The following is a 25,771-nucleotide window of genomic DNA, read 5'->3' as shown; positions in this document are numbered from 1 at the left end:
TTGCCCCCCGTTTGTCGGCCTACTTCAGCCGTGCCAGCAATTCGCCCTTCTTGGCGTCGAATTCTTCCTGGCTCAAGGCGCCGATCGTCAGCAGCTTGTGGAGCTTTTCGATCAGCGCGAACGGGTCTTCTGTCAGAGTCGCTGGTGCTGCAGCGGGAGCCGCTGCCGGTGTGGACAGCGCCTGGTTCATCGTGCTGCCCAGCGCGCCGGCTGCGGCGATTCCGGCGCCAAGGCCCGCAATGCCGCCCGATTGGCCCGCCGCCTTTTCCAGCGCTTCGGCCGCCTGGAACTTGGCGTATTGATCGAGGTTGCCGACCGCACGCATCGAACTGCCCTTGTCGAGATGCGCCTGCACCTCGTCGGGCAAGGACACGCTTTCGACGAAGAAGGTGAGGCAGGTGAGACCCCACTGCGCGAAGGCCTTGTCGACCTCCACCTTGATCGTATCCGACATCCGCTGCTGGTTGGCGGCAAGATCGAGGAACGGCACCCCGCTGCTGCCCAGCGCCACCGCGATCGAGGTCATGATGGCGGAACGCAATTGCGGTTCGAGCCCCTCGGCGGTCATCTCGCTAAGCGTGCCGAACAGCCGTTCGACGAACACCTTGATGTCGTTGAGCTTGAACGAATAGGAACCGAACGCGCGCAGCCGCACCGCGCCCAGATCGGCGTCGCGCACCGTTACGGGCTGGCTGGTGCCCCATTTCAGGCCCGGCTGTTCCTTCAAGGAAAAGAACACCACATCGGACTTGAACGGCGATTTGAAGCCCTTGTCCCAGTGCATCAGGTCGGTCAGGATCGGCAGGTTGGCGGTGTTGAGCGTGTGCAGCCCGGCGCCGAAATAATCGGCCAGCTTGCCTTCGTTCATGAACGCGGCGATCTGATTTTCGCGCACCGTCAGTTGTGCGCCGTTCTGGATCTCGTGGTCCGCGAACGGCACGCGCCAGGCCAATTGGCCCGGGCTTTCGAGCCATTCGATATTGTCGATCAACTGTTTCTTGAGAAAATCGAGCATGGTTTGGCTCCGGTTGCAGCCTGGTCAAGCAAGGCCATTGCAACGCATCTGCAAAGGCCTTGCCTGACCAGAATGGAACTGCGCAAATGTCTTGGCAAGGTCTATCCGGCGAGCGACATGGTGGCAGTGACGAACGTATTCAAAAGGGCGCGATGATGCTGGTAACGATTGAACGAGACGGCGCAGTGGCGGTGGTCACACTCAACCGACCAGAGGCGATGAACGCGCTGTCACGCGCGCTGCGCTCCGATCTGGCGCGAGCCATGCGTGAGGTGAACGACGACGACACGATCCGCGCGGTGGTGCTGACCGGTGCGGGCACGCGTGCGTTCACCGCCGGGCTCGACCTCAAGGAACTGGGCGAAGACACGTCGAACCTGGGCGCCGCCAATGCCGAAGGTGCGGAGGAAAACCCGGTCAAGGCGATCGAGCAATGCAGGAAGCCCGTGATCGGCGCGATCAACGGCGTGGCGATCACCGGCGGGTTCGAAGTGGCGCTGGCCTGCGACATCCTGATCGCTAGCGAGAATGCGCGCTTTGCCGATACGCACGCGCGGGTGGGGATCATGCCGGGCTGGGGGCTGTCACAAAAGCTGTCGCGGATGATCGGGATTTCGCGCGCCAAGGAGCTGTCGCTGTCGGGCAACTTCCTCGATGCAGCAACGGCTTGCGCGTGGGGGCTGGTCAACCGCGTGGTGCCGGCGGACGACTTGCTGGCGGTGGCGATCAAGCTTGCGCAGGATATCGCCAGCGCCGATCCGGGCATGGTGGGCGCGTACAAGCGGCTGATCGATGAAGGCTATGCGCTGCCGTTCGGTGCCGCGCTGGCGCACGAACACGCGGTATCATCGGCGGCGAACGGGCAGGTCAGCGCTGAAGAGGTCGAAGCCAATCGCCGCGCTGTGATGGAGCGCGGGCGCGGACAGGCTTAATCCGCGTCGGGCTGCAATCCCGCGTGTGCCGCCGAAATCGCGGGGTGCGTGGCACAAGTCTCGGCCACGCGGCGGATCGCGGGAAAGGGCGTCAGGTCCACCTTGAACCGCAGCGCCGAGGCGGTTTGCGGGACCAGGCAGCAATCGGCCATCGTCGGGGTGTCGCCATAGGCATACATCCCGCCGTGGCGTGCGATCATGGTTTCGAGCGCAGCGAAGCCGGGTGCAATCCAGCGCGCGATCCAGGCCTGGCTGGCCGCCTCACGCGCTCCCAGATCGTCGCGCAAGCTGCTGAGCACGCGCAAGTTGTTGAGCGGGTGGATATCGCACGCGACGATCGCCGCCATCGCCCGCACGTGCGCGCGGCCCAGAGGATCGCGCGGCAACAGCGGCGGCTGCGGGTGCGTCTCCTCCAGCCACTCCATGATCGCCAGCGATTGCGTCAGCACCGCGTCATCGGCCTCGATCGTGGGAACCAGCGCCTGCGGGTTGAGCGCAAGGTAGGCCGGATCGCGCTGTTCGCCGGTGCGCAAGTTGTGCGCGATCTGACGGTATTCCAGCCCCTTGAGGTTGAGCGCGATGCGCACCCGCCAGGCCGCGCCCGAGCGCCAGTAGTCGTGGAGGGTCAAGCTCATCGCGCGGGCTGTATCACGCCTTCGCACGCGCCGAAACCGATGGTGCGATACCCCTGTGCTGATGCGTAGCCCGACAAAGTCAGCGCATCGCCATCCTCCAGGAATGCGCGGGTTTCGCCGTCCGGCAACGGGATAGGTTCGCGCCCGCCGCTCGACAATTCGATCAGGCTGCCGAACGCATCGCGCGTGGGCCCCGAGATCGTGCCGGTGCCGAGCAGGTCGCCCGGATTGAGATCGCAGCCGTTCGAAGTGTGGTGCGCGATCATCTGCGCCACCGTCCAGTACATGTTGCTGGCAGGCCCGCTACTCAGCCGATGCGCGGGCATTCCAGAGGCGCGCATACTGGCGCTGGCTATCGACACTTCCAGCGTGATCGCGAACGCGCCGGCCTGCTGGTCGTCCTTGTCCCACAAGTACGCCAGCGGTTGCGGATCGCCGGCAGGGCGCGGTGCTTGCGCGATGCGGAACGGGGCGAGCGCCTCTGAGGTCACCACCCACGGCGAAACCGTCGTGAGGAAATTCTTGGCCAGGAACGGGCCGAGCGGCTGGTATTCCCACGCCTGCAAATCGCGAGCGGACCAGTCGTTGAGCAGGCACAGGCCCGCAATCCGGTCGGGCGCATCGGCGATCGGCACCGGCTCGCCCAGATCGTTCGCGCCTGCGATACACACGCCCATTTCGAGTTCGTAATCGAGACGTCGGCATGGGCCGAAGTCTGGCGCATCGGCCTCGGGCGGCTTGCGCTGGCCGCTCGGGCGCACGACCGGCGTGCCCGAAACGCGTACCGACGAGGCGCGGCCGTGATAACCGATCGGAACGTGCTTGTAATTGGGCAGCAGCGGCTGGTCGGGGCGGAACTGCTTGCCGATGTTGGTGGCGTGATGGATGCCGACGTAAAAATCGGTGTAATCGCCGATGCGCGCGGGCAGGTGCATGGTGACGTCGGCGGCGGCGTGCAGGTGCGGTTCGACGTGCTCGCGCTGCGCCGGATCGGTCAGCAGTGCAAACACCGCATGGCGCAACGCGCGGCGCGCCTCGGGGGCACACGCGAACAGCGTGTTGAGCGTGGTTTCACCCAACGCGGGCCGGACTTCGGCGGGCAAGCGACCGGACAGCGCGGCGAGGTCGAGCACGAAATCGCCGATTGCGGTGCCGATGCGTGGCGCGCCATCCGCCGGCGCGAACACCCCCAGCGGCAGGTTCTGCACCGGGAAATCGGCGTGATCGTTCGTGCCCGCAACCCAACTGGTCGCGGCGGCGTCATGGGTATGGTCGATCGTGCTCACGCGCCCGGCCCGTTGCGATCGGCGTCGGGGTCCTCGTGCAGCCAGGCGGCGTGCCGCGGCGCGCGTTTGGTTTCGCTCCATTCCCTGAGCATCACCGGCGCCAGCGCACGCAATTCGGCGTCCTGCTCGGCCGTGCCGATATTGCACGCCAGTTCCAGCCGATGCCCGTTGGGATCGAAGAAATAGATCGAGCGGAACACGCCGTGATAAGTCGGCCCGATCACCGCTATGCCCTCGGCCTCCAGCCGTGCCTTGGCTGCATGCAGGCCCGCCACGTCGTCGATCTCGAAGGCGATGTGTTGCACCCAGGCGGGAGTGTTGGGGTCCTTGCCCATCTCGGGCTGGTTCGGCAGTTCGAAAAACGCCAGCACGTTGCTCCCGCCGCAATCGAGGAACACGTGCATGTAGGGATCGAATTCGCCGGTCGAAGGCACGTGGTCCTCGGCAAAGGCGGTGGTGTAGGTCATGCCCATCACGCGTTCGTACCAGGCGACGGTCTCGGCGGCGTCGCGGCAGCGGTAGGCGACGTGGTGGATGCGCTTGAGTTCGGGGAAGCTGCTCATTCGGCCGGCTCCCCGATGCTGGCCTTCTCGCCGATCACGCCACGCTCCATTTGGTCGCGCTCGATGCTCTTGAACAGCGCGGTGAAGTTGCCTTCGCCGAAGCCTTCGTCCTTCTTGCGCTGGATGAATTCGAAGAACACCGGGCCGATCACGGTGTTGCCGAAGATTTGCAGAAGCAGGCGCGGATCGTTGTTTTCGGTCGAGCCATCGAGCAGGATACCGCGCTTTTGCAGTTCCTCGACCGGCTCGCCATGGCCGGGCAGTCGCTCGTCGAGCATCGCGTAATAGGTGGCGGGCGGGGCGTTCATGAACGGGGTGCCGAGCGCCTTGAGCTTGTCCCAGGTGCCCAGGAGATCGTCGCACGCCAGCGCGATATGCTGGATGCCTTCGCCGTTGTACTGGCGCAGGAATTCCTCGATCTGGCCACCGCCGGAACCGCCTTCCTCGTTGAGCGGGATGCGAATCTTGCCGTCGGGCGCGGTCATGGCCTTGCTGGTGAGGCCGGTATATTCGCCCTTGATGTCGAAGAAGCGGATCTCGCGGAAGCCGGCGATGCGCTCGTAGAAGCCCGCCCAATGCGCCATCCGCCCGCCATAGACGTTGTGCGTCAGGTGATCGAGCGTGTGCAGACCTGCGCCCTTGGGATGGCGTTCGGCGCCGGGCAGCATGACGAAATCGATGTCGTAAATCGTCAGGCCAAGATCTTGAGAATTTTGGCCGCTTTCGTGGCCCTCATACCGGTCGATCAGGTAGATGATCGAACCGCCGATGCCGCGGATCGCGGGCAGGCGCAGTTCCATCGGCCCGGTGCGGACCTCGACCGGTTCGGCCCCGCGCGCGATCGCTTCTTCGTAAGCCTTGGCCGCATCGCGCACGCGCCAGCCCATGCCGCAGGCCGATGGGCCGTGCTCGGCGGCGAACCAGGCGGCTGGGCTGCGCGGTTCGTAATTGGCGATGAGGTTGATCGCGCCCTGCCGCCATACGCTCACGTCCTTCGAACGGTGGCGCGCGATCTCGGTAAAGCCCATCGCGGCGAACACGGGTTCGAGCAGGCCCTTTTCGGGCGCGCAGAACTCGACGAATTCGAAGCCATCGAGGCCGAGGGGGTTGTCGAACAGATCGGGCATGCGGCTCTCCGTGGCGAAGGATGAACCACGAATAGCACCAATCGTCCAAAGGTGAAAAACTATTTGCAATTGAAACCAGTTTTCGGGTGCGCCGCTCCGGATCTGCGATGACACCAATTGACGCGAGCGAAGCGCGATGATGTAACCCGTTGACCGGGCGCAGTTCAGATGCCCGGTGGGAGAGTCGCTTGATCGAGACCATGGAGCCCGCCGCCGGGCCGTCGATTTCCATACCGCAAAGCTGGCCGGCGCTTTCGCTGGGCGAGATCGAGTCGCTGCTCTGCGCGCCGGGCGGGAAGTTCGAATACGAGACGGTCACGATTGGCGGCGTGCCCACCAAAGTGTGGACGCACGCGCCCGCCAACCTGGCCGAAATCGCCAGGCTGGGCGCCGCGCATGGCGACGCGACGTTCATCGTCTATGAAGATGAGCGCGTCAGTTTCGATGCGTGGTTCCGCGCGGTTGCGGCGATGGCGGCGTATTTGCAGTCGCTCGGCGTGAGCAAGGGTGATCGCGTGGCGCTGGCGATGCGCAACCTGCCCGAATGGCCGGTGACGTTTTTTGCCGTGACCGTGCTGGGCGCGATCTGTGTGCCGCTCAACGCCTGGTGGACCGGCGGCGAACTGACGTACGGCCTCGTCAATTCGGGCGCGAAAGTGCTGGTTTGCGATGCCGAGCGGCTGGAGCGGATCGCACCGCACCGCGCAGACCTCTCCGCGCTCGAACACGTGATCGTGGCGCGGCTTGACGAGGCCGGTCCCGGCGTGGCGCGGATCGAGGACGCGATAGGGCCGGTTGCCGGCTATGGCGGCTTGCCGGAACGCGCCTTGCCCGAAGTGGCCATCGCGCCCGACGATCCCGCAACGATCCTCTATACATCGGGCACTACCGGCAATCCCAAGGGCGCGCTCGGCAGCCACCGCAATCTCACCACCAACATCATGACCAGCGCTTATGCGGCAGCGCGATCGGTGTTGCGGCGCGGCGATCCGTTGCCCGATCCGGTCAAGAAAACCATCCTCACGGTGATCCCGCTGTTCCACGCCACCGCGTGCAGCGCCACGCTGATGGGGGCGATCGCGGCCGGCCACAAGATGGTGTTCATGCGCCGCTGGGACACCGTCCAGGCGTTCGGCCTGATCGAGCGCGAGCGGGTGCACGCCACCGGCGGGGTGCCGACGATTGCCTGGCAACTGCTCGAACATCCCGACCGCGAGAAATACGATCTCTCCAGCCTCGAATCGATCGCCTACGGCGGCGCGCCCTCGGCGCCCGAACTGGTGCGCAAGATCCACGAGGTGTTCGGTGCCTTGCCTGGCAACGGCTGGGGCATGACCGAGACCTCTGCCACCGTCACCAGCCATTCGGGCGAGGATTACCTCAACCGGCCCGACAGCGCCGGGCCACCTGTGCCCGTGGCGGACTTACGCATCACCGACGAGGATGGGGTGACGCTGATGCCACCGGGCGAAGTGGGCGAATTGTGGGCGCGCGGACCGATGATCGTGCACGGCTACTGGGCCAACCCCGAAGCCAGCGCCGCCACTTTCGTCGAAGGCTGGGTGCGCACCGGCGATCTGGCGCGGGTGGATGCGGACGGGTTCCTCTATGTGGTCGACCGCGCCAAGGACATCGTGATCCGTGGCGGCGAGAACATCTATTCGTCCGAGGTCGAGAACGCGCTTTACAGCCACCCCGCAGTCACCGACGCGGCAGTGGTCGGCCTTCCGCACCGCACTCTCGGCGAAGAACCGGCGGCGGTGGTCCATTGCACGCCGGGCACTTGCGCCAGCGAGGCCGAATTGCAGGACTGGGTGCGGACGCGGCTCGCCGCGTTCAAGGTGCCGGTGCGGGTGCTGTTCCTCGATGAAACGCTGCCGCGCAATGCCAACGGCAAGATCCTGAAGAAGGATTTGAAGGCGCTGTTTGCGGCCTGACCGGGCCGATAACGGGGAACTCGATTGCATTTAGGGACTCGATTCCATGCACTGCAGCGGGCAAGGTGCGGGTGAACGCGTTACGCTTGATAAACTGACGACGCCGGAAGAGCGGGTCGCGACGGGAAGAGGATGGGGAATGCGGAAGAGTTCAGGTTTGCTGGCATTGGCGCTGTTGTCGCTGGCGGGATGCCACAAGAACGGGGATGCCGGTTCGGCCAAGCTGGCTACTAGCGGCGTCACCGATGCGATGCTGACCAATGCCAGCGACAACGAATGGCTGAGCTATGGGCGCGACAGCAACGAACAGCGCTTTTCACCACTGACCGCGATCAATGACCAGAACGTCGGGCAGCTTGGCCTTGAATGGTCGGCCGATCTCGATACCGCGCGCGGGCAGGAAGCGACCCCGCTGATGCACGACGGCATGCTTTACGTGACCACCGCCTGGTCGAAGGTGAACGCTTACGATGCGAAAACCGGCCAGCTCAAGTGGAGCTACGATCCCAAGGTTCCGCGCGAAGTGCTGGTTCATGTATGCTGCGATGCGGTCAATCGCGGAGCGGCGCTTTATGGCGACAAGCTCTATTTCGGCTCGCTCGACGGGCGGCTGATCGCGCTCGATGCCAAGACCGGCAAGGAAGTCTTCGCAAAGAAGGTCGTGCCCAACGACAGCGACTACGCGATCACCGGCGCGCCGCGCATTGCCAAGGGCCGCGTGCTGATCGGGGCGGCCGGCGGCGAGTACAAGGCGCGCGGTTACCTCGCGGCTTATGATGCCGAAACCGGCGCGGAAGTGTGGAAGTTCTACACCGTGCCCGGCGATCCCTCGAAACCTTTCGAGGACAAGGCGCAGGAAGCCGCAGCCAAAACTTGGTCGGGCGAGTGGTGGAAATACGGCGGCGGCGGCACGGTGTGGGATTCGATCGTCTACGATCCCAAGACCAACCTCGTCTACTTCGGCACCGGCAATGCCGAACCGTGGAACCCCGGCCCGGTCGGGCGCAAGGGCGATAGCCTTTACACCTCGTCGATCGTGGCGGTGAATGCCGATACCGGCGCTTATGCCTGGCACTTCCAGGAAACCCCGCAAGACCGCTGGGACTTCGATTCGGATGCGCCGATCACGGTGGCCGATCTCAAGATCGGCGGCCAGGACAAGCACGTCGTGATGCACGCGCCGAAGAACGGGCATGTCTATCTGATCGATGCGAAGTCGGGCCAGTTCCTCTCGGCCAAGGCCTTCACCACGGTCAACTGGGCGACAAGCATCGATCCCAAAACCGGCGCGCCCACGTTCAATCCCGATGCCATGTACGAAAAGACCGGCAAGCCGTGGATCAGCCTGCCCGGCGCGCTGGGAGCGCATTCGTGGCAGCCGCAGAGCTTCAGCCCCAAGACCGGGCTGTTGTATATCCCGGCGAACGATCTGGCTTACCCGTACCTGGGCGCCAAGGATTGGAAGGCCACCGACATCGGCTTCCAGACCGGGCTCGATGCAGGATCGGTGGCGATGCCGGCCGATCCCAAGGCGCGCGCGGGCGCGGCGGCGGCCACCACCGGCAAGCTGATCGCGTGGGACCCGGTTACGCAAACCGCCAGGTGGACGGTCAAGTACGAAGGGCCATGGAACGGCGGCGTGCTGTCGACCGCGGGCAACCTGGTGTTTCAGGGCACCGCCGGCGGCACATTCGCGGCTTTTAGCGCCGACAAGGGCAGCAAGCTGTGGTCGTTCGGCACGCAAAGCGGCGTGATTGCCGCGCCGATGACGTATGCGATCGATGGGCAGCAGTACGTGGCGATCATGGTCGGTTGGGGCGGGGTCTACGATCTTTCGGCGGGCACGCTGGCCAACAAGTCGGGCGCGGTGCGCAATATCAGCCGGCTGATGGTGTTCAAGCTGGGGGCAAAGGGCGTGCTGCCGGCGATCAAGCCGCTGGCGCAGCTTGTGCTCGATCCGCCCGCGTTCAAGGGCACGGCCGAGCAGGCGGCGCATGGCGCCGCAGTGTTCGGACGGTATTGCGCGGTGTGCCACGGCGATGCCGCGGTAGCGGGCGGCCTGGTGCCCGATCTGCGCCATTCGGGTGCGATCAATTCGCCCGACGCGATCCGCTCGGTGGTGATCGACGGTGCCTTGCAGCATAACGGCATGGTTTCGTTCAAGACCGCGCTCAAGCCCGAGGATGTCGAAGACGTGCGCCAATACGTGATCAAGCGCGCAAACGAGGACAAGAAGCTCGGAATGAAGTGAATTGGGGGGCACCCCCGACGCAAACCAGTTGGAGAAACCCGATGGCTGAACAGTACCGCAACCTAATCGACGGCGAGATGGTCTCGACCGCAAAGACGCTCGACGTTATCAATCCCGCCAACGAACAGGTCGTCGGCCACGTGCCCGCTTGCGGCGCGGAAGAACTCGATCGTGCTGTCGCCGCCGCCCGGCGCGCGTTCAAGACGTGGTCGAAGACCCCGGTCGACGATCGCCGCAAGGTGATCCAGGCGATGGCCGGAGTGATCCAGGCCAATTTCGACGAGCTTTATCGCCTGCTCACCACCGAACAGGGCAAGCCGCACGCGCAGGCGCAATACGAAATCGGCGGCGCCTCAGCGATGATGAACGCGCAGTCGACGCTGACGCTCGAGGACACGATCAACGAGGATAGCGACACCCGGCTCAGCCGCACCCGCCGCGTGCCGGTTGGCGTGGTAGGCGGGATCGTGCCGTGGAACTTCCCGGTCTTGATGGCGGTGCAGAAGATTGCGCCGGCCATCCTGTCGGGCTGCACGATCGTGCTCAAGCCCAGTCCGTTCACCCCGCTGACCACGCTGCGCATTGCCGAACTGATCAAGGACGTGGTGCCCGCGGGCGTGGTCAACATCATCACGGGCGAGGACAGCCTCGGGCCGCTGATTACCGCGCACCCCGATATCGACAAGATCACCTTCACCGGATCGACCGCGACCGGCAAGAAGATCATGGAAGGCGCGAGCAAGGACCTCAAGCGCATCACGCTCGAACTCGGTGGCAACGACGCCTCGATCGTGCTGCCCGATGCCGATGTGAAGAAGGTGGCCGAACAGCTGTTCTGGTCCAGCTTCACCAACGCCGGGCAGATCTGCGTCGCGGCCAAGCGCATCTACATCCACGAGGATATCTATGACGAGATGAGCGCTGCCATCGCCGAAGTTGCCAGGGCGGTGACGGTGGGTGATGGCGCCAATCAGGGCACGGGCGTGGGTCCGATCCAGAACAAGAAGCAGTTCGACCGCGTGTGCGAACTGATCCAGGACGCCAAGGACAACGGCTACAAGTTCCTGGTGGGCGGCAACATCGATCCCTCGGGCTCGGGCTATTACGTGCCGATCACGATCCTCGACAACCCGCCCGAAGACGCGCGGATCGTGGCCGAGGAACAGTTCGGCCCGGTCATGCCGCTAATGAAGTTTTCGACCGACGAGGAAGTGATCGTACGCGCCAACAATTCGGATTACGGCCTGGCCGGTGCGGTGTGGACCAAGGACACCGACCGTGGCGTGAAGATCGCCGAGCAGCTTGAAACAGGCACGGTGTGGATCAACGAATTCCTCCACCTTTCGCCGTTCGCGCCGTTCGGCGGGCACAAGCAATCGGGCTTCGGCGCGGAGTATGGCGTCGAGGGGCTGAAGGAGTTCACCTATAGCCAGGTGATCACGGTGAAGAAGGACGCGCTGGTCTGACGGGCTGACGAGACCGTCCCCACACACTTGTCACCCTGAACTCGTTTCACCTTCGGTGACTGGCGTTCCAGGGTCCATCATGCCGCGCGCTTTGCGTTTGCCATTCAGGCTCGGCGCTCGCGGCGCTATGGATGCTGAACCAAGTTCAGCATGACGGGTAGAGAGACGATTGCCTCGCGTACTTGCAAAATAGGATTGCCCCATGCCCATCGACCTCAGCCTGATCAAGGCGATCGACGTCCACGTCCACGCCGAAGTCAGTTGCCACGATCCCGAAGATCCGGTGATGGGCGCATTCTTCGACGCCGCCAGCGCCTACTTCAAGGCACCGCGCGAACGGCCCAAGATGCCCGAAATCGCCGAGATCTACCGCGAGCAGCAGATCGCGTTCTGCCTGTTCACGGTCGATGCCGAAAGCGGGCTGGGCGCCAAGCGCATCTCGAATTACGAAGTTGCCGAATTCGCCGCCAAGCACGACGATATCTGCATCCCCTTCGCCTCGATCGATCCGCACAAGGGCAAGCTGGGCGCGCGCGAGGCGAGGGACCTGATCGAAAACCACGGCGTGCGCGGCTTCAAGTTCCACGGCATCATGCAGAACGCTCACCCGGCCGATCGCATGGCCTATCCGATCTACGAGGTGATCAACGCATACAAGCTGCCCGCGATCTTCCACACCGGGCATTCGGGCATGGGCACCGGGATGCGCGGCGGCGGCGGGGTGCGGCTGAAGTACGGGCAGCCGATGCTGATCGACGATGTCGCGGTCGATTTCCCCGACATGAAGATCATCCTGGCGCATCCAAGCTGGCCGTGGGTGGATGAGAGCTTGTCGATGGCGCTGCACAAGGACAACGTGTTCATCGACTTGTCGGGCTGGAGCCCCAAGTACTTTCAGCCGCAGATCATCCAGTACGCCAATACGCAATTGCGCAAGAAGATGATGTTCGGCAGCGATTTCCCGCTGATCCACCCGGCCAAGTGGATCGAGGCGGCCAAGGGCGTGGGCTTCAAGGACGAAGTCATGCCCGGGATCATGAAGGACAACGCCGCGCGCGTGTTGGGGCTGGTGTGAACGTGGGCGAGACGGCAGACCCCGACCACATCCGGGCATGGCAGCGGCTCGATGACCAGACCACCACATCGGGCCGGATCGAGGATGGCGATCTGGTGGCGCTGACAACGCTCGGCACCGGCCACGTCATCAACCTGGCACTGGCCGATCATCCCGAAGCGCTGGCCGACGAGGGCGCCAAAGTCATGGCCGCGGGCATGGCCTACACGCACATCCCGGTGCCGTTCGATGCTCCTGACGAGGCGCATTACCAGGCTTTTTGTCGTGCGATGGGCGCGCATCAGGGTGCGGTCCACGTCCACTGCATCATGAACTGGCGCGTTTCGGCGTTCTTCTACCGGCTCAACCGCGAGCAGGGCATGGACCGGGCGGCCGCCCGCGCGCTGCTGCACGCACAATGGGCACCCGAAACAAGCGATGATCCGCGCGCCAAAGTGTGGGCCGATTTCGTAGCCCAGGGTGACTGACGCGATGGCGAGCGACAAGGCCGGCTTCGTCCTGATCCACGGCAGCTGGCACGGCGGCTGGTGCTTCGATGATCTGGCCGCACGGTTGCGCGCGCACGGCCACGCGGTATCGGCGCCGACGCTGCCGGGCATGGGCGGGAGCGAGGCCGAACTGGCGGCGGTGACGCTGGGCCGCTGGGCTGATTTCGCACTCGACCAGTGCCGCGCCATGCGCGCGCAAGTGGGCGATGCGCCGGTGGTGCTCGCCGGGCACAGCCGCGGCGGGCTGGTGCTGAGCGCGGCTGCCGAACGTGATCCGGGCGCGATGGACGCGCTAATTTATATCTGCGCGATGATGCTGCCATCGGGCCTGTCGCGCGCACAATTCAAGACGATGGAGCAGCCCAATCCGGCGTTCGACGCGATCATTTCGCGCACGGCGGGCGGGGCGGGTACCGTGGTCGACCCGGCGCTAGCGGGCGCGGTGTTCGCGCAACTGTCACCGCCCGAGAAGGTGGCGGCGGTGCTGCCGCGCTTGATGGCCGAGCCGCATGGGCCGCGCTCCGAAGTGCTCGATCTGACGGCCGAGCGATGGGGCAGTCTCCCGCGCACTTACGTGGAATGCACAGAAGATCGCACCATTCCGATTTCCAGCCAAAGGCTGATGCAGCAGCGTTCTCCGGGCGCAGCGGTGGTCACGCTCGATGCCGATCACAGTCCCTACCTGTCGCGCGTCGAGCAACTTGCCGAGGCGCTGATTGCCGCAATTCCGCAAGGGGACCAATGACATGCGCGAAGTTCGCATCAGCCCCACCGGTCACTTCGACAACGCCGCGCGGCCTTATGCGCATATCATCGCGCTGCCGCTATCGGCGGCGATGGGCGCCGAGATCACCGGCGCCGACGTAACGCGATTGTCCGACGCCGCGCTTGCCGAAATGCAGGACGCGTTGTGGCGGCACAAGATGATCTATGTGCGGGGGGCGAGGATCACGCATGAACAGCACCGCGATTTCTCCGCGCGCTGGGGCGATTTCGCCACCGATGCCTACACGCAAGGCGTGCCCGGCGTTCCCGAAGTCCAGCCGGTGATCAAGGAAGCCGAAACCCGCACCAGGGCGCTGTTCGGCAGCGGCTGGCACACCGATTCGGCGTTCCTGCCCACGCCGCCCGCGATCAGCACGCTGCGCTCGGTCGAGGTCCCGCCCTTCGGTGGCGACACCACCTGGGCCGATTGCGCGCTGGCGTTGCGGATGCTGAGCCCGGCCATGCAGGCGATGCTGGCGCCGTTGAAAGTGCGGATGTCGGCCGAGGCGAACATCGCGACCTCGCTCAGGCTGGAGGGCAAGGCGCTGCCCTTCGCCAGCGAGCAGGCGCAGGCCGATGCGATCGCAGGCACCGCGCACCCGCTGGTTCGCACGCATCCGGTGAAGGGCGAAAAATCGCTCTATGTCGACGAGGTCTACGCTTGCGGCATCGACGGCATGACCGAATCCGAAAGCCGGCCGCTGCTCGATTTCCTGACGCGGCATATCACGCAGCACGCCTTCACCTGCCGGCTGCGCTGGGAGCCTGATATGCTGGTGATGTGGGACAACCGCCTGTGCCTCCACCTCGCGCCCAACGATTATGATGGGTATCGGCGAGAGATGTACCGCACCACGATTGCGGGCGGGGTGGTGGAGTAGCGCTGCTCAATCCCCGAAGAAATTCAGTTCCAGCAGCACGTTATTGGGGTCGGGCGTAAAGATCTGGCGCAGGCCGATAGCGGCGACGGTGTTGGTCTTGAAGTCTCGGCCCATGGCCTGGAGGCGGGCGGTGACCTCGTCATGGCCCGAGCAATTGAGCGCGACATGGTGGATTGCGCCGGTCAGCGCGCCGGGTTCGACCGGGCGTTCGAAGGTGCGCGGGCAGTCGGTGCTGTTGATGTGCACGATCGGCTTGCCCCCGGCGTACATCCATTGCGCATTCATCGGCGTCAGCGGCGGCGGGCCGTCGCGGCGTTCCAGCCCCAGCAGCGTGGCGTAGAACGTAGCGGTTTCGTCGAGCTTGTCGGTGATGATGTTGATGTGATCGAGCGCGTTGACTTGCATGGCGGGCCTCACTTTGCGCTGGCGAGCTTAGACTGACTACCTGGCAGTGACAAATCCCGACCTCAGGTCCTGAACACCACCGTCTTGTTGCCGTTCAGCAGCGCGCGGTCCTGCAAGTGCAGGCGCACGCCTTCGGCCAGCACGCGGCGTTCGATGTCGCGGCCCTTGCGCACCAGATCGTCGGGGGTGTCGGCGTGGGTGATCGCCTCGACGTCCTGGTGGATGATCGGGCCTTCATCGAGATCGGTGGTGACATAGTGCGCGGTGGCGCCGATCATCTTGACCCCGCGCGCGTGCGCCTGGTGATAGGGCTTGGCGCCCTTGAAGCCGGGCAGGAACGAATGGTGGATATTGATGCAGCGGCCCGAAAGGTAGCTGGCCATATCGTCCGACAGGATCTGCATGTAGCGCGCCAGCACGATCAGTTCGGCGCCGGTCTCCTCGACGATCGCCTTGATCTGCGCTTCCTGTTGCGGCTTGGTGTCCTTGGTGACCGGCAGGTGGTGGAACGGCATATCGCCGATCATCGACTGTTGCAGCGCTTCCCTGGGGTGGTTGCAGACGATCCCGACCACGTCCATCGGCAGTTCGCCGATGCGCACGCGGTAAAGCAGATCGCCCAGGCAATGATCGAACTTGCTGACCAGCAACAGCACTTTGGCGCGCACCGCGGTGTCGCGCATCGACCAGGTCATGCCGAATTGCTGCGCCAGGTTGCCGAAGCCGCCGCGCAGCAATTCCAGCGGAGTGCTGCCCGGATCGAACACCACGCGCATGAAGAACCGGCCGCTCTCGGTATCGTCGAATTGCTGCGCTTCAAGGATGTTGCCGCCCAGATCGGCCAGAAATCCGGTCACGCGCGAAACGATGCCGGGCCGGTCTTCGCACGAAAGGGTAAGAATCAACGGCGCAGTCATTCATGGGTCTCCCGTCCAGGTCGCTCGCATTGTTCTGGATGGTGCGCGATGGCAAGTCTCGGCACAGGCCATGACTTTTTTGGGGGTTGCCATGCCCCCAGCGCAGGCGGGCCGATGGCGATGCACCACACGGATCACCTTCCCGGAAGAAACTCTGGCTGTTGTGCTGCGCGGCGCGAGCCGAGGCCGGCGATGCGCTCGACCAGTGCGGCAACCGTCGGTTTCACGCGCCGGCGTTGGCCTTCGGTGATCATGGCCACGAGCAGGATGACGACAAGGGTCACGGCTGCAATCGCTGCGGAACGCCACGGGCCGAGCGGCACCGCGGCCAGGCACGCGGCCACCATCAGCAGCGCCGGCTGATGCAACAGGTAAAGCGTGAACGAACGGCTCGCCAGAAAACGGATCGGGCGCCGCACGGGGGCGAGCACTGCCCACAGCGGCGGGCCGAGCCGCTTCGCACCCACCAGGTGCAACGCGATGCTGGCCCCCAGAATACTGTCGCTGATGACGTAGCGCGACCAGGCGAGCCCGTTGCGCCACGCATCATGCCCGATCAGAACCTCCAGCACGTGCCGTCCGCCCTCCGACAGATGCAGCCGTTCGAACGCCGCCAGCATCACAACGGGTTGCGCGAACAGGGCAACGCTCAGTCCCATCGGCATTCTTTCGGACTTGTGCTCGACATAGGCGAGCCAGCCCATCAGCCAGATCGGGAACAGCAGCAGGATCTTGGGGCCGGCAATGATCGCGGCGGCCAGGGTGGCCAGCACTCGCTGCCCGCCCTTGAGGTAGAACAGCGCTGCAAACAGCACGTAATACCAGAATTCGTAGGAAATCGACCAGTAGGGCGTGTTCGACAGCATCTGCACCGAAACCCACGCCTCGTTCAGCATCGCGCCACCGATCGCCAGGCGGAACAACGACGATCCGGTGGTGGTCAGCCCATCGTAGAAATCGGGCGCCAGACGATGGCCGATCAGGTCGAACGCGAAGGTCAGCAGCAGGCAGGGAACGGCCACCGAATAGACGCGCGCCAAGCGGCTGGTCGCGAACGCCGCGATCGTCGGATCGCCCACTTGCACCGCGTGGCGGATCACGAAGCCCGACAGGACGAAAAAGATCGTGACGGCTTCGTGCCCATAGGCATTCCACGGTGCGCGATGGAGCCCGGTAAAGCCGAAGGCGGCCAGGTGAAACACGAACACTTCGACCGCCGCGATCAGCCGCAGGAAATCGAGATAGATGGAGAGGCCGCGCGACATGGAGTGGCGGTCCTATGGCAAATAGGTTTACGCAACCCGAATGCCGGTGGGCCGAACAGCTTCAGTTTTTGGGCCTGAGCGCATCCGTCTTGCGCGCGGCGCGGCTGCCGACTTCGGCAAGGAGAGCGGACAGGCCGAGCCAACTCCTTGCCATTGTTCGAAGTCCGTCCGCCAAAGCTGGCCAACCTGCGCTGCACGGGCTAGTCCTTGGTCCACCGTGCGCCAAACTCGGGCCAACGCATCGTGACCCTGGAGTATCGATGACGACGCCGGACAAACATCAGCCAATCCATTGGGAATCAAGGAACCTCATCCGCGCGATCGAAGCGGCGGGTGTGGCGCTGTGGGCGTGGAATGTGGACTCCGATAACCTTACATTGGACGATCACGCTTACGATCTGTGGGGCGTGGAGCGCTGCAAGGACGTGACGTTCGAAGACCTTTCGGCGCATATCCATCCCGCCGATCGCGATCGTGTGCGTGCCGCTTTCAACGCCACGCGCGCGATCATCGGTGCTTTCGAGATCGATTTCCGCGCGATCGTCAATGGCGAGCTGAAGTGGATCGCCGCACGCGGGCAGGGCGATGATGAAGGCATCATCAACCGGGTCATGTTCGGCATTTTCCTCGACGTCACCAGCCGCAAGCAGGCCGAGGAAGGCCGCGAACTGCTCGCCGGCGAAATGAGCCACCGCGTCAAGAACCTGCTGGCGATCGCCTCGGGGCTGACCGCGATTACCTCGCGATCGACCACCACCGTCGACGAGATGGCGCACGAATTGACCCTGCGGCTGACCGCGCTGGGCCGCGCGCACGATCTGGTGCGGCCGGTTCCGGGCCAAACCCATGCACCATCCTCGCTTCTGGGCGATCTGCTGACCGTGCTGCTGGCGCCTTACGACGATCTGGGCGCGTTCAGCGGGCGGATCAGGGTGTCGGTGCCGCGCATCAGCGTGGGCGAAGCGTCGACCACGGTGCTGGCGCTGATCATCCACGAACTGGCCACCAATTCGCTAAAATACGGGGCGCTGTCGGTCAATACGGGCACGCTCGATGTGTCGAGTTCGGCGCATGACGCGGCAATCACGATCGTCTGGGCCGAACGGGGTGGCCCGAAAGTCACGGCGCCAACGGGTCCCGCGGGCTACGGCAGCCGCTTGGTCGAACGCAGCATCACGGGGCATTTGCGCGGATCTATTGTATACGACTGGGCGGAAGAGGGCCTGGTCGTTACGCTGCTGGTCGATCCGAACCGGCTGGCGAGCTGATTCCCGAAGCGAATGCGCAGAGCCGCACTGGCGCTAAAAGATGACCGCGAGTTCATTTGAATGCACGCGATCGGGGCGGCTAGTAACCCAACCGGACAAGGACCGGGGGTACGGCATGGAAAACAGGGTTGCGGGCGACGATCGGCTGCATGTGATGCGCAATGCGCAAGGCTATCACCGCGCCATCGCAGCGGTTGCGGTTGCCGAGGGTGAGGTGCTGGCGCCGTTCGGCGCGCGCGAAACGCGCGATGTGCCCAATTACCTGACCGTGCAGACCGGCCCGGATGCTCATATCCTGCTGGCGCCAGAGCACCTTCAATACATCAACCACAGTTGCGATCCGAACGTGTTCTTCGACACCGCGCGCATGGAAATCCGCGCGCTCCACCCGATCGCGCCGGGCGACGAGATCACGTTCTTCTACCCGTCGACCGAATGGTCGATGGACCGCGCGTTCGCTTGCAGCTGCGCAAGCCGGGATTGCCTGGGGCAAGTTGCGGGTGCGGATCAGCTCGATGCCCGTTCGCTCGCCCGCCACCGCTTCAACGGCCATATCCTCGACGAGCTGGCAGAGCGGATCGCCACGGTCGCGGCATAAGCGCAAGAAATTCTAGCGCTGCAACCGGGCCAGGAATGCGCGCGCCTGTTTCGGTTCACCCACGGCTTCGGCGCCGGGCGGGCCGCGTTCGGCCATGAATTCGGCATGGAGCGCGAAGACCTCCATGCCCAGCCCCGCGCGCGCCTCGTCGATGTCTTCGGCAAGCTCTGCAAGCTGTGCGATCAGCGGCGCGACGCGCGCGCGATCGTTGCGGTCCTGCCGGTGATCGAACAGGCCCCAGGATCCGGCCACGGTGTGTTCGAGCGCTTCGACCAGCGCGGCGGTGTAATCGGCTTCGAGATCGCACCGCTTGCGATCGAGCCGTTCGAGCCGGTCAGCGCGGGCCATGTGCAAGTCCTGTCATGCCAAATCCGTTCACGATACGCGCCACACCCTTGGTCCGTCCGGCGCCAGATAGCACGCGCCCGGACAAATCAAGACCGGCTTGTTGGACAGCGCAAGGCCAGGCGCGCGACTCCCGCGAAAGGCGTGCTTCGTTTTTCGATCAAGTAAGGTGCAATTGCTGCTCGACCTGCTTGCGCCGATACACGAATAAGGCGACGGGGTGTGCCCGGCCGAGTGTAGGGGCGAGGACAGTGGCATTGCTTCGAGGGGGAAGTGCCGGAGTGACAGCAATTTACGCCGTGCGCGATCCGCGCGGGATCATCGAGCAATCGCCGATGGGCCTGCGCCAATGGATCGTGGTCGGTTTGATGATCGCGCTCAACGCGCTGGACGGGTTCGACGTGCTCTCCAGCGCGTTTGCCGCGCCTGGCCTGGCGAAGGAGTGGGGCGTCCCGCGTGAGGCGCTGGGCGTGGTGCTTTCGGCAGAACTGGTCGGCATGGGCTTTGGTTCGATGCTGCTGGGGGGTCTGGCCGACAAGTTCGGGCGCAAGCCGCTCATGCTGGTGTGCCTGGTCGACATGGCTCTGGGCATGTTCATGGCGCACAATGCGCATGGGGTTGGCGATCTGACCGCATGGCGCTTCGTCACCGGGATCGGCATCGGCGGGATGCTGGCCGCCACCAATGCGGTCACCGCCGAAGTATCGAGCACCGCGGGCCGCAGCCTGGCGATGTCGCTCTACGTCGTGGGCTATCCGCTTGGGGGGGTGATCGGCGGATATGCCGCGCAAACCTGGCTCCTGGTCGATTATGATTGGCGTGCGGTGTTTCTGTTCGGCGCGGTGGTGACCGCGCTGCTGATGCCGCTGGTGCTGTGGCTGGTGCCCGAAACTCCGGCGTTCTTCGCAGCGACCCGGCCGGCGGGTGCGATCCAGAAGATCAACCGCTCGCTCACGGCCTTCGGCCTGCCGCTGATCGGCGGTCTCCCGGAACGCACGGCTGGCGCGCCCAAGCCGCGCTTCACCGACATCCTGTCCAACCCGAAACTGCGCCCCGTCACGCTGCTGCTGGCATTCGCTTACCTGTTCCACACGATCACCTTTTATTTCGTGCTCAAGTGGGCGGTGAAGATCGTGGCAGACGCCGGCTTCACCCAGCCGCAAGCGGCCAGCACGCTGACTTTCGCCAACGTGGGCGGAGTGATCGGCGGGCTGCTGTTCGGCCTGGCCATGAAGCGCTGGCACATCAAGGCGCCGACGATCACGGTGCTGCTTCTGGGGATCGTGGCGGTTACCTGGTTCGGCATGGGCCATGACACGCTATGGGGCTGGCGGTTTGCCGCGGGGTTGGCGATGTTCTGCACCAATGCCGCAATCGTCGGCTTTTATGCTGCCCTCGCGCTGGGCTTTCCCGCTTATGCACGCGCCACCGGCACCGGCTTCGTGCTCGGGATCGGGCGCGCCGGGGCGGCTGGTTCACCGATTCTGGCCGGCTTCCTGTTCAAGGCGCTGGGCAACGATCACCTTGCGCTGGTCGCATCGATCATGGCGATGGGATCGGCGGTCGCGCTGGTGCTGGTGGCCATGTTGCCGCTGCGCGATGGCGATGAGCTTGAACCTGTGCCAGCCTGCCGACCGCTAGACTGATCCAAACCCCACAACTTTGTTATCGAGGAGACAACCGATGAAGACCCGTGCCGCCGTAGCCTTCGCCCCCAAGACCATGCTCGAGATCGTCGAACTCGACCTCGAAGGCCCCAAGGCCGGCGAAGTGCTGGTCGAAATCATGGCGACGGGTATCTGCCACACCGATGCCTACACGCTCGATGGGCTGGACAGCGAGGGCCTGTTCCCCAGCGTGCTCGGCCACGAAGGCGCCGGGATTGTGCGCGAAGTGGGCGCAGGCGTCACGTCGGTGAAGCCGGGCGATCACGTGATCCCGCTTTACACCCCCGAATGCCGCCAGTGCAAAAGCTGCCTCAGCGGCAAGACCAACCTGTGCACCGCGATCCGCGCCACGCAGGGCCAGGGCCTGATGCCCGACGGCACTTCGCGGTTCAGCTACAAGGGCCAGACCATCTTCCACTACATGGGCTGCTCCACTTTCTCGAACTTCACCGTGCTGCCCGAAATCGCAGTGGCGAAAATCCGCGAAGACGCGCCATTCCAGTCGAGCTGCTACATCGGCTGCGGCGTCACCACCGGCGTGGGCGCGGTGGTCAATACCGCCAAGGTCCAGGTAGGCGATAATGTGGTCGTGTTCGGGCTCGGCGGGATCGGGCTCAACGTGATCCAGGGCGCGCGACTTGCGGGCGCGGGCAAGATCGTCGGCGTCGACATCAACCCGTCGCGCGAGGAATGGGGCCGCAAGTTCGGTATGACCGACTTCCTCAACAGCAAGGGCCTGAGCCGCGAGGAGACAGTCGCCGCGATCGTCGCGCTGACCGACGGCGGCGCCGACTATACCTTCGACGCCACCGGCAACACCGAAGTGATGCGCACCGCCTTGGAAGCCTGCCACCGCGGCTGGGGCACGTCGATCATCATCGGCGTGGCCGAAGCCGGCAAGGAAATCGCCACGCGCCCGTTCCAGCTCGTGACCGGCCGCAACTGGCGCGGCACCGCGTTCGGCGGTGCCAAGGGCCGCACCGACGTGCCCAAGATCGTCGACATGTACATGACCGGCAAGATCGAGATCGACCCGATGATCACCCACGTCATGGGGCTGGAAGACATCAACAAGGCCTTCGACCTGATGCACGCCGGCGAGAGCATCCGCTCGGTCGTCGTGTTCTGAATCTGTTACTCAGGAGAATAGGCTATGTTTTCACACACATTTCTCGGCACCAACAACATCGATGCCGCGCGCAAGTTCTATGACGCGACGATGGCCGCGCTCGGTTACGCCGGCATGCCGCTGCCTCACGGCACCGCCTATCCCAGCCCCAGCGGCGCGCTGATCGTGGCCAAGCCCGCCAACGGTGAACCGCACACCGTCTCGAACGGCCACACGCTGGGCTTCAAGGCTGTGGAATCGAGCAAGGTCGATGCCTGGCACGCCGCCGGCCTTGCCAATGGCGGTGCGGACGATGGCGCGCCCGGCGTGCGTCCAAACTCGCCCGGCCAGCAATACGGCGCCTATTTGCGTGACCCCGACGGCAACAAGATCTGCGCCTTCGCGCCCAACCCGAACGCGGACTGAGAGGCGGGCGGGGCATCAGCAGCGTGGTGGTGTTTCGACATTTGCCAATGGCTTGTCAGCCTGTAGGTTGAGATAAAGTTCGCAACCAGGGATGACCGTAGTATGAGCGATGATTGCCTAAATTGCGGAGCAAAAATCACGTCTGGCGGCATAATTAAGGCGCCGAATCCGCGAAAGAGCGATGCGGACATCAATTTTGTAAATTTTATTGAGGGAATGTCGTATCCAGAACTATGCGACAAGTGTGGCTACGATAAAATCTTGAAAGCACGGAATAGGGTGCATGAGGCTGTTGGCGATCTTTCCGATATAATTAAACAAAATATACATTTTTTCCCAATGTTTACATCAGGAATGTGGGGTCAAATCGGACCGGTAAAATTGATTGGAATGGTGACCGCCAACGTGACGGTTGGGACTGGTTTTTTCAACGAGTTCAGTCAGGGTATTTCTGACATTTTTGGTACGATAAACGTGGATTCGGGCATGGCGTCCAAAGTGAACAGCGGAGAAGCGGCGGCAAGGGCCATCGTTGTAAACAAGGCCATCTCGTTGGGCGCTAACTGCGTCTTGGCGGTCGATATCGATTATGGAACGACCGCCAACAACGCCGCCACAGTTAATATGCAAGGAACCGCTGCATTTATTGAGAACATCGACAACGTGCTTGAAGCTGGATCAGCACTACGCGCGAAAAAGCTCTCGAACTCGATCGCAAATATGGAGATCACGCGCGGTTGGCTGAGGGGAGAACTCATCCCGACTGACGAAACATGCAGCCTTCGGACTTGAGATTCGACATGAACATCTACTTCGCCGAAATTCCCCCATCCACCTTCAATTCCGCCCCCGTCACGAACTTGCTCTCGTTGCTGGCGAGATACAGCACCGCGTTGGCGATATCGTTCGGTTCGCCCACGCGGCCGATCGGGATCTGGCGTGCCAGTTTGCCCATGATGACCTCTTTGGCGTGACCCGAACTGGCGACCATGCCGTCTAGGATCGGGGTGTCGATGAAGGTCGGGTGGACCGAGTTGCAGCGGATATCCCAGCCCTTTTTGCCGCAGTAGAGCGCGACCGACTTCGACAGCATCCACACTGCCGCCTTGCTGGCGTTGTAGCCGGGCATGGTGTCACTGGCGATCAACCCCGCGATCGACGAGATGTTGACGATCGAGCCGGGCTGGTTGTCCATCATCAACGGCAGCGCGGTCTGGCACCCAAGGAACACGCTGTCGACATTGACCGCAAACCCGCGCCGCCATTCTTCCAAGGTGCAAGTCTCGATATTGCCGCGCACGCCGATCCCGGCGTTGTTGACCAGGATCGATAGCCCGCCCATGGCGCTGGCGGCGAGCGCGATCGCGGCTTTCCAGTCGTCTTCGCTGGTCACGTCGTGGCGCATGGAAAATGCCGTGCCCGCGCCGCATTCGGCATCGATCGCGGCGGCCTGTTCGGCGGCGCCATCGGCATTGATGTCGGTCAGCAGCACCTTGGCGCCCTCGCGCGCCAGCATCCACGACGTTGCAGCGCCCAGTCCCTGCGCCGCGCCCGTAACCAAAGCCAGCTTGCCGTTTACGCGCCCCATGATGATCCTCTCCGTTTATCGTCTTTTCAGAAATTCCACGCCTAGCACGGTCAGCAACTTCACGTCGATCGCATCGCCCAAAGCGCGGCGATCGGCAATGAAGTCGGCCAAACCCGCCAGCGGCACGCGATGGACGGTGATATTCTCGCCCGGAACCCCGCCACCGGGGCCGATCTTTTCCAGATCGTGCGCGGCGAACAGCGAGAAACTTTCGCTGACCATGCCGGGCGAGGAATAGAATTCTCCGAGCGGCTCCATTCGGCCCGCGCGGTAACCGGTCTCTTCCTCCAGTTCGCGCGCCGCCGCAATCGAGGCGTCCTCGTTGGCATCATCATCATGATCGCCGATCAGCCCGGCGGGCAGCTCAACGCAAACCTTACCCAATGGCACGCGAAACTGCTCGACCAGGATTACATGGTTCTCGGCATCCACCGCAAGGATCACCGCAGCGCGGATGTTGCGCGCGCGGCTGACATATTCCCACGTGCCCCGCTTCTTGGCCACGACGAAGCGGCCCTCCCACATGATCTCTTCGGGAAGCTCGGCGTTATCGGTCATGCAGGATCAAACCTCGATCAGGCGGTCGGGAATGTCGTTTGTCGCGGCGGCGCGCGGCGGCAGGTGCTCGGCCAGCACGGTGCCGACCTTGCCGATCGCGGCGACCATGCCATCAGCCACGCGGCCCTGCCGGATCGGCCCGAGCAGCGCGTGCATCGCATCGCCCCACACGTCGGGCGAAACTTTCGAGGCAATCGCCGCATCGGCCAGGATCACAGCACGGTGTTCGGCCAGGCTCAGGTAAACCAGCACGCCCGTCCGCCCCGCGCTGCGCTGTTCGGCGCCCAGCTTGAACGCGGTGACCGCGCGCGCCTGAACCCGCGCTGCCTTGATCGCCGATGGCACCAGCCACAACCGCAACGGCTGCCACATCTGCAACAACACCATGCCCGCGAATTTGAGCGTGGCGACGGTCAGCGCCAGGCTCAGCACATCGCGCGGGGTCCAAACCTCGCCCCAGCGGCCGAGCACGCGATCGACCAGCCCGAGGTAGAACGCCGGCGCCATATCGAGCACTGCCAGCGCCAGCAGCGCCACGAACGCGCTCCATGCCAGCGCCACGTCCCAATAGCCATCGGCGATCGGGCTGAGCACGGTGACGATCTCGCCCGAACTGTGCGTTTCGGCTTGGGTGACTGCGGCCGCGATGGCTGCGCGGTCGGTGTCGGTGAGGGGGGGCAGGGCCATGTTACCAGTCCCCCGAGGCGCCGCCGCCGTCGAAGCTGCCGCCCCCACCGCCGCCAAAGCCGCCGCCATCCGAACCGCCGCCCCAGTCGCTGCCGCCGCCCCAAGATCCGCCGCTGCTGCCGCCGCCCAGTTGGCGTGCAATCGCATTGGCCGCCAGGTTGCTCGCAAGCCCGCCGAGGAACCCGCCGCCGAAGCCGCCACCGCCGGGAGGATAGACCGAGACGCCGTCCTTGCCATAACGCCGCCCACCGCCGCGCATCGCGCGCAGCATCGGCAGGACAAAAAAGAAGAACACGATCACCAGAAACACGATCGTGCCGAAGCCGATCTGCGGCTGTTGCGCTTGCCGCGAATGGGCTTGTGCCTTCGCCGCGGCTTCGGCCGCCAGTTTCTGCGCTTCCTCGGGCGGGAGCTGGATCAGTGTGGCAAGCTGGTCGATACCGGCATTGATTCCGCCGGCATAATCGCTCGCCTTGAACTTCGGCGCGATCTGCGTGTTGATCACCACGCTCGATACC

At 64.2% G+C, this 25,771-nt stretch carries 27 protein-coding genes; 14 read left to right on the top strand and 13 right to left on the bottom strand.

The window, feature by feature from the left end; all coding sequences use genetic code 11:
- Nucleotides 1-19: 19 nt before the first annotated feature.
- A complete protein-coding gene (locus Q0R16_RS06650; protein ID WP_295633893.1) occupies nt 20-1,015 on the bottom strand; it encodes an SPFH domain-containing protein in 996 nt (331 codons plus the stop codon).
- A gap of 155 nt (nt 1,016-1,170) precedes the next feature.
- On the opposite strand from Q0R16_RS06650, the gene Q0R16_RS06645 reads away from it, so the two are divergent.
- Nucleotides 1,171-1,947: an enoyl-CoA hydratase gene (locus Q0R16_RS06645; protein WP_295633891.1), complete on the top strand. Its 777-nt coding sequence runs from the start codon at nt 1,171-1,173 to the stop codon at nt 1,945-1,947.
- On the opposite strand, the gene maiA is transcribed toward Q0R16_RS06645, so the two are convergent.
- Genes maiA through hppD form a run of 4 tightly spaced genes read right to left on the bottom strand, consistent with a single transcriptional unit; the run spans nt 1,944 to nt 5,558 of the window.
- Nucleotides 1,944-2,582, bottom strand: a complete 639-nt coding sequence (maiA, locus tag Q0R16_RS06640; RefSeq protein ID WP_295633888.1) for a maleylacetoacetate isomerase — start codon at nt 2,580-2,582, stop codon at nt 1,944-1,946. The two genes, Q0R16_RS06645 and maiA, sit on opposite strands and share 4 nt — an antisense overlap.
- Complete coding sequence (gene fahA / locus Q0R16_RS06635; protein ID WP_295633885.1) at nt 2,579-3,868, bottom strand: fumarylacetoacetase; 1,290 nt, start codon at nt 3,866-3,868, stop codon at nt 2,579-2,581. The genes maiA and fahA overlap by 4 nt, the downstream gene beginning before the upstream one ends.
- A complete protein-coding gene (locus tag Q0R16_RS06630) occupies nt 3,865-4,431 on the bottom strand; it encodes a VOC family protein (protein WP_295633882.1) in 567 nt (188 codons plus the stop codon). Before Q0R16_RS06630 ends, fahA begins: the two co-directional genes overlap by 4 nt.
- Nucleotides 4,428-5,558, bottom strand: coding sequence for a 4-hydroxyphenylpyruvate dioxygenase (gene hppD, locus Q0R16_RS06625; protein WP_295633879.1), 1,131 nt, complete (start codon nt 5,556-5,558; stop codon nt 4,428-4,430). Before hppD ends, Q0R16_RS06630 begins: the two co-directional genes overlap by 4 nt.
- A gap of 200 nt (nt 5,559-5,758) precedes the next feature.
- Between hppD and Q0R16_RS06620 the strand changes: the two genes are divergently transcribed.
- The 7 genes from Q0R16_RS06620 to Q0R16_RS06590 all read left to right on the top strand — a co-directional run bounded on the left by Q0R16_RS06620 (nt 5,759) and on the right by Q0R16_RS06590 (nt 14,421).
- Complete coding sequence (locus tag Q0R16_RS06620; protein WP_295633973.1) at nt 5,759-7,495, top strand: class I adenylate-forming enzyme family protein; 1,737 nt, start codon at nt 5,759-5,761, stop codon at nt 7,493-7,495.
- A gap of 139 nt (nt 7,496-7,634) precedes the next feature.
- Nucleotides 7,635-9,746 carry a PQQ-dependent dehydrogenase, methanol/ethanol family gene (locus tag Q0R16_RS06615; RefSeq protein WP_295633876.1) on the top strand — a complete coding sequence of 704 codons (2,112 nt, stop codon included), beginning with the start codon at nt 7,635-7,637 and terminating at the stop codon, nt 9,744-9,746.
- 41 nt (nt 9,747-9,787) lie between these two features.
- Complete coding sequence (locus Q0R16_RS06610; RefSeq protein WP_295633873.1) at nt 9,788-11,212, top strand: aldehyde dehydrogenase family protein; 1,425 nt, start codon at nt 9,788-9,790, stop codon at nt 11,210-11,212.
- 202 nt (nt 11,213-11,414) lie between these two features.
- Complete coding sequence (locus tag Q0R16_RS06605; RefSeq protein ID WP_295633870.1) at nt 11,415-12,287, top strand: amidohydrolase family protein; 873 nt, start codon at nt 11,415-11,417, stop codon at nt 12,285-12,287.
- The gene (locus Q0R16_RS06600; protein ID WP_295633867.1) at nt 12,284-12,754 is read left to right on the top strand and encodes a sulfur transferase domain-containing protein; all 471 of its coding nucleotides are present in this window, start codon (nt 12,284-12,286) and stop codon (nt 12,752-12,754) included. Before Q0R16_RS06605 ends, Q0R16_RS06600 begins: the two co-directional genes overlap by 4 nt.
- Complete coding sequence (locus Q0R16_RS06595) at nt 12,747-13,520, top strand: alpha/beta fold hydrolase (protein WP_295633864.1); 774 nt, start codon at nt 12,747-12,749, stop codon at nt 13,518-13,520. Before Q0R16_RS06600 ends, Q0R16_RS06595 begins: the two co-directional genes overlap by 8 nt.
- Nucleotide 13,521: 1 nt before the next feature.
- Complete coding sequence (locus tag Q0R16_RS06590) at nt 13,522-14,421, top strand: TauD/TfdA family dioxygenase (RefSeq protein ID WP_295633861.1); 900 nt, start codon at nt 13,522-13,524, stop codon at nt 14,419-14,421.
- Between the two features lie 6 nt (nt 14,422-14,427).
- Here the strand turns inward: Q0R16_RS06590 and Q0R16_RS06585 are convergent, their stop codons facing one another.
- From Q0R16_RS06585 to Q0R16_RS06575, 3 genes are all read right to left on the bottom strand, one after another.
- On the bottom strand, nt 14,428-14,826 hold the full coding sequence (locus Q0R16_RS06585; RefSeq protein WP_295633858.1) for a VOC family protein: 399 nt from the start codon (nt 14,824-14,826) through the stop codon (nt 14,428-14,430).
- A 62-nt stretch (nt 14,827-14,888) separates the two neighbouring features.
- Complete coding sequence (purU, locus tag Q0R16_RS06580) at nt 14,889-15,743, bottom strand: formyltetrahydrofolate deformylase (RefSeq protein ID WP_295633853.1); 855 nt, start codon at nt 15,741-15,743, stop codon at nt 14,889-14,891.
- 134 nt (nt 15,744-15,877) lie between these two features.
- The gene (locus Q0R16_RS06575; protein ID WP_295633850.1) at nt 15,878-17,008 is read right to left on the bottom strand and encodes an acyltransferase; all 1,131 of its coding nucleotides are present in this window, start codon (nt 17,006-17,008) and stop codon (nt 15,878-15,880) included.
- Between the two features lie 260 nt (nt 17,009-17,268).
- Here Q0R16_RS06575 and Q0R16_RS06570 point away from each other — a divergent pair, with 260 nt between their 5' ends.
- Both Q0R16_RS06570 and Q0R16_RS06565 read left to right on the top strand, forming a co-directional pair.
- Complete coding sequence (locus Q0R16_RS06570) at nt 17,269-18,276, top strand: HWE histidine kinase domain-containing protein (RefSeq protein WP_295633846.1); 1,008 nt, start codon at nt 17,269-17,271, stop codon at nt 18,274-18,276.
- A 115-nt stretch (nt 18,277-18,391) separates the two neighbouring features.
- The gene (locus Q0R16_RS06565; RefSeq protein WP_295633843.1) at nt 18,392-18,874 is read left to right on the top strand and encodes an SET domain-containing protein-lysine N-methyltransferase; all 483 of its coding nucleotides are present in this window, start codon (nt 18,392-18,394) and stop codon (nt 18,872-18,874) included.
- A gap of 12 nt (nt 18,875-18,886) precedes the next feature.
- Here the strand turns inward: Q0R16_RS06565 and Q0R16_RS06560 are convergent, their stop codons facing one another.
- A complete protein-coding gene (locus Q0R16_RS06560; protein ID WP_295633840.1) occupies nt 18,887-19,222 on the bottom strand; it encodes a hypothetical protein in 336 nt (111 codons plus the stop codon).
- A 278-nt stretch (nt 19,223-19,500) separates the two neighbouring features.
- Between Q0R16_RS06560 and Q0R16_RS06555 the strand changes: the two genes are divergently transcribed.
- The 4 genes from Q0R16_RS06555 to Q0R16_RS06540 all read left to right on the top strand — a co-directional run bounded on the left by Q0R16_RS06555 (nt 19,501) and on the right by Q0R16_RS06540 (nt 23,212).
- Nucleotides 19,501-20,865, top strand: coding sequence for an MFS transporter (locus tag Q0R16_RS06555; RefSeq protein WP_295633836.1), 1,365 nt, complete (start codon nt 19,501-19,503; stop codon nt 20,863-20,865).
- Between the two features lie 37 nt (nt 20,866-20,902).
- Entirely contained in the window at nt 20,903-22,015 is a 1,113-nt protein-coding gene (locus Q0R16_RS06550) for an S-(hydroxymethyl)glutathione dehydrogenase/class III alcohol dehydrogenase (protein ID WP_295633833.1), read from the top strand.
- A gap of 24 nt (nt 22,016-22,039) precedes the next feature.
- Nucleotides 22,040-22,420, top strand: a complete 381-nt coding sequence (locus Q0R16_RS06545) for a VOC family protein (RefSeq protein WP_295633830.1) — start codon at nt 22,040-22,042, stop codon at nt 22,418-22,420.
- A gap of 102 nt (nt 22,421-22,522) precedes the next feature.
- Entirely contained in the window at nt 22,523-23,212 is a 690-nt protein-coding gene (locus tag Q0R16_RS06540; protein ID WP_295633828.1) for a heavy metal-binding domain-containing protein, read from the top strand.
- 16 nt (nt 23,213-23,228) lie between these two features.
- Here the strand turns inward: Q0R16_RS06540 and Q0R16_RS06535 are convergent, their stop codons facing one another.
- The 4 genes from Q0R16_RS06535 to Q0R16_RS06520 all read right to left on the bottom strand — a co-directional run.
- Nucleotides 23,229-24,008: an SDR family oxidoreductase gene (locus tag Q0R16_RS06535; protein ID WP_295633825.1), complete on the bottom strand. Its 780-nt coding sequence runs from the start codon at nt 24,006-24,008 to the stop codon at nt 23,229-23,231.
- A gap of 15 nt (nt 24,009-24,023) precedes the next feature.
- A complete protein-coding gene (locus Q0R16_RS06530; protein ID WP_295633821.1) occupies nt 24,024-24,566 on the bottom strand; it encodes an NUDIX hydrolase in 543 nt (180 codons plus the stop codon).
- A 6-nt stretch (nt 24,567-24,572) separates the two neighbouring features.
- Nucleotides 24,573-25,253 carry a hypothetical protein gene (locus Q0R16_RS06525; RefSeq protein ID WP_295633818.1) on the bottom strand — a complete coding sequence of 227 codons (681 nt, stop codon included), beginning with the start codon at nt 25,251-25,253 and terminating at the stop codon, nt 24,573-24,575.
- A gap of 1 nt (nt 25,254) precedes the next feature.
- A partial coding sequence (locus Q0R16_RS06520) for a TPM domain-containing protein (protein WP_295633815.1) occupies nt 25,255-25,771 on the bottom strand: 517 nt, incomplete at its 5' end.

It is taken from the genome of Novosphingobium sp., from assembly GCF_025351285.1.
In the GTDB taxonomy this organism is placed as follows: Bacteria; Pseudomonadota; Alphaproteobacteria; order Sphingomonadales; family Sphingomonadaceae; genus Novosphingobium.
The sequence above is the reverse complement of the archived record's forward strand: the minus strand, read 5'-3'. Positions and strand labels throughout refer to the sequence as shown.

Coding starts and splice junctions, on each gene's coding strand:
- Q0R16_RS06650 (WP_295633893.1), bottom strand. CDS start 1,015: ATGCTCGATTTTCTCAAGAAACAGTTGATCGACAATATCGAATGGCTC.
- Q0R16_RS06645 (WP_295633891.1), top strand. CDS start 1,171: ATGCTGGTAACGATTGAACGAGACGGCGCAGTGGCGGTGGTCACACTC.
- maiA (WP_295633888.1), bottom strand. CDS start 2,582: ATGAGCTTGACCCTCCACGACTACTGGCGCTCGGGCGCGGCCTGGCGG.
- Q0R16_RS06630 (WP_295633882.1), bottom strand. CDS start 4,431: ATGAGCAGCTTCCCCGAACTCAAGCGCATCCACCACGTCGCCTACCGC.
- hppD (WP_295633879.1), bottom strand. CDS start 5,558: ATGCCCGATCTGTTCGACAACCCCCTCGGCCTCGATGGCTTCGAATTC.
- Q0R16_RS06620 (WP_295633973.1), top strand. CDS start 5,759: ATGGAGCCCGCCGCCGGGCCGTCGATTTCCATACCGCAAAGCTGGCCG.
- Q0R16_RS06615 (WP_295633876.1), top strand. CDS start 7,635: ATGCGGAAGAGTTCAGGTTTGCTGGCATTGGCGCTGTTGTCGCTGGCG.
- Q0R16_RS06610 (WP_295633873.1), top strand. CDS start 9,788: ATGGCTGAACAGTACCGCAACCTAATCGACGGCGAGATGGTCTCGACC.
- Q0R16_RS06605 (WP_295633870.1), top strand. CDS start 11,415: ATGCCCATCGACCTCAGCCTGATCAAGGCGATCGACGTCCACGTCCAC.
- Q0R16_RS06590 (WP_295633861.1), top strand. CDS start 13,522: ATGCGCGAAGTTCGCATCAGCCCCACCGGTCACTTCGACAACGCCGCG.
- Q0R16_RS06585 (WP_295633858.1), bottom strand. CDS start 14,826: ATGCAAGTCAACGCGCTCGATCACATCAACATCATCACCGACAAGCTC.
- purU (WP_295633853.1), bottom strand. CDS start 15,743: ATGACTGCGCCGTTGATTCTTACCCTTTCGTGCGAAGACCGGCCCGGC.
- Q0R16_RS06575 (WP_295633850.1), bottom strand. CDS start 17,008: ATGTCGCGCGGCCTCTCCATCTATCTCGATTTCCTGCGGCTGATCGCG.
- Q0R16_RS06570 (WP_295633846.1), top strand. CDS start 17,269: ATGACGACGCCGGACAAACATCAGCCAATCCATTGGGAATCAAGGAAC.
- Q0R16_RS06565 (WP_295633843.1), top strand. CDS start 18,392: ATGGAAAACAGGGTTGCGGGCGACGATCGGCTGCATGTGATGCGCAAT.
- Q0R16_RS06560 (WP_295633840.1), bottom strand. CDS start 19,222: ATGGCCCGCGCTGACCGGCTCGAACGGCTCGATCGCAAGCGGTGCGAT.
- Q0R16_RS06550 (WP_295633833.1), top strand. CDS start 20,903: ATGAAGACCCGTGCCGCCGTAGCCTTCGCCCCCAAGACCATGCTCGAG.
- Q0R16_RS06545 (WP_295633830.1), top strand. CDS start 22,040: ATGTTTTCACACACATTTCTCGGCACCAACAACATCGATGCCGCGCGC.
- Q0R16_RS06540 (WP_295633828.1), top strand. CDS start 22,523: ATGAGCGATGATTGCCTAAATTGCGGAGCAAAAATCACGTCTGGCGGC.
- Q0R16_RS06535 (WP_295633825.1), bottom strand. CDS start 24,008: ATGGGGCGCGTAAACGGCAAGCTGGCTTTGGTTACGGGCGCGGCGCAG.
- Q0R16_RS06530 (WP_295633821.1), bottom strand. CDS start 24,566: ATGACCGATAACGCCGAGCTTCCCGAAGAGATCATGTGGGAGGGCCGC.
- Q0R16_RS06525 (WP_295633818.1), bottom strand. CDS start 25,253: ATGGCCCTGCCCCCCCTCACCGACACCGACCGCGCAGCCATCGCGGCC.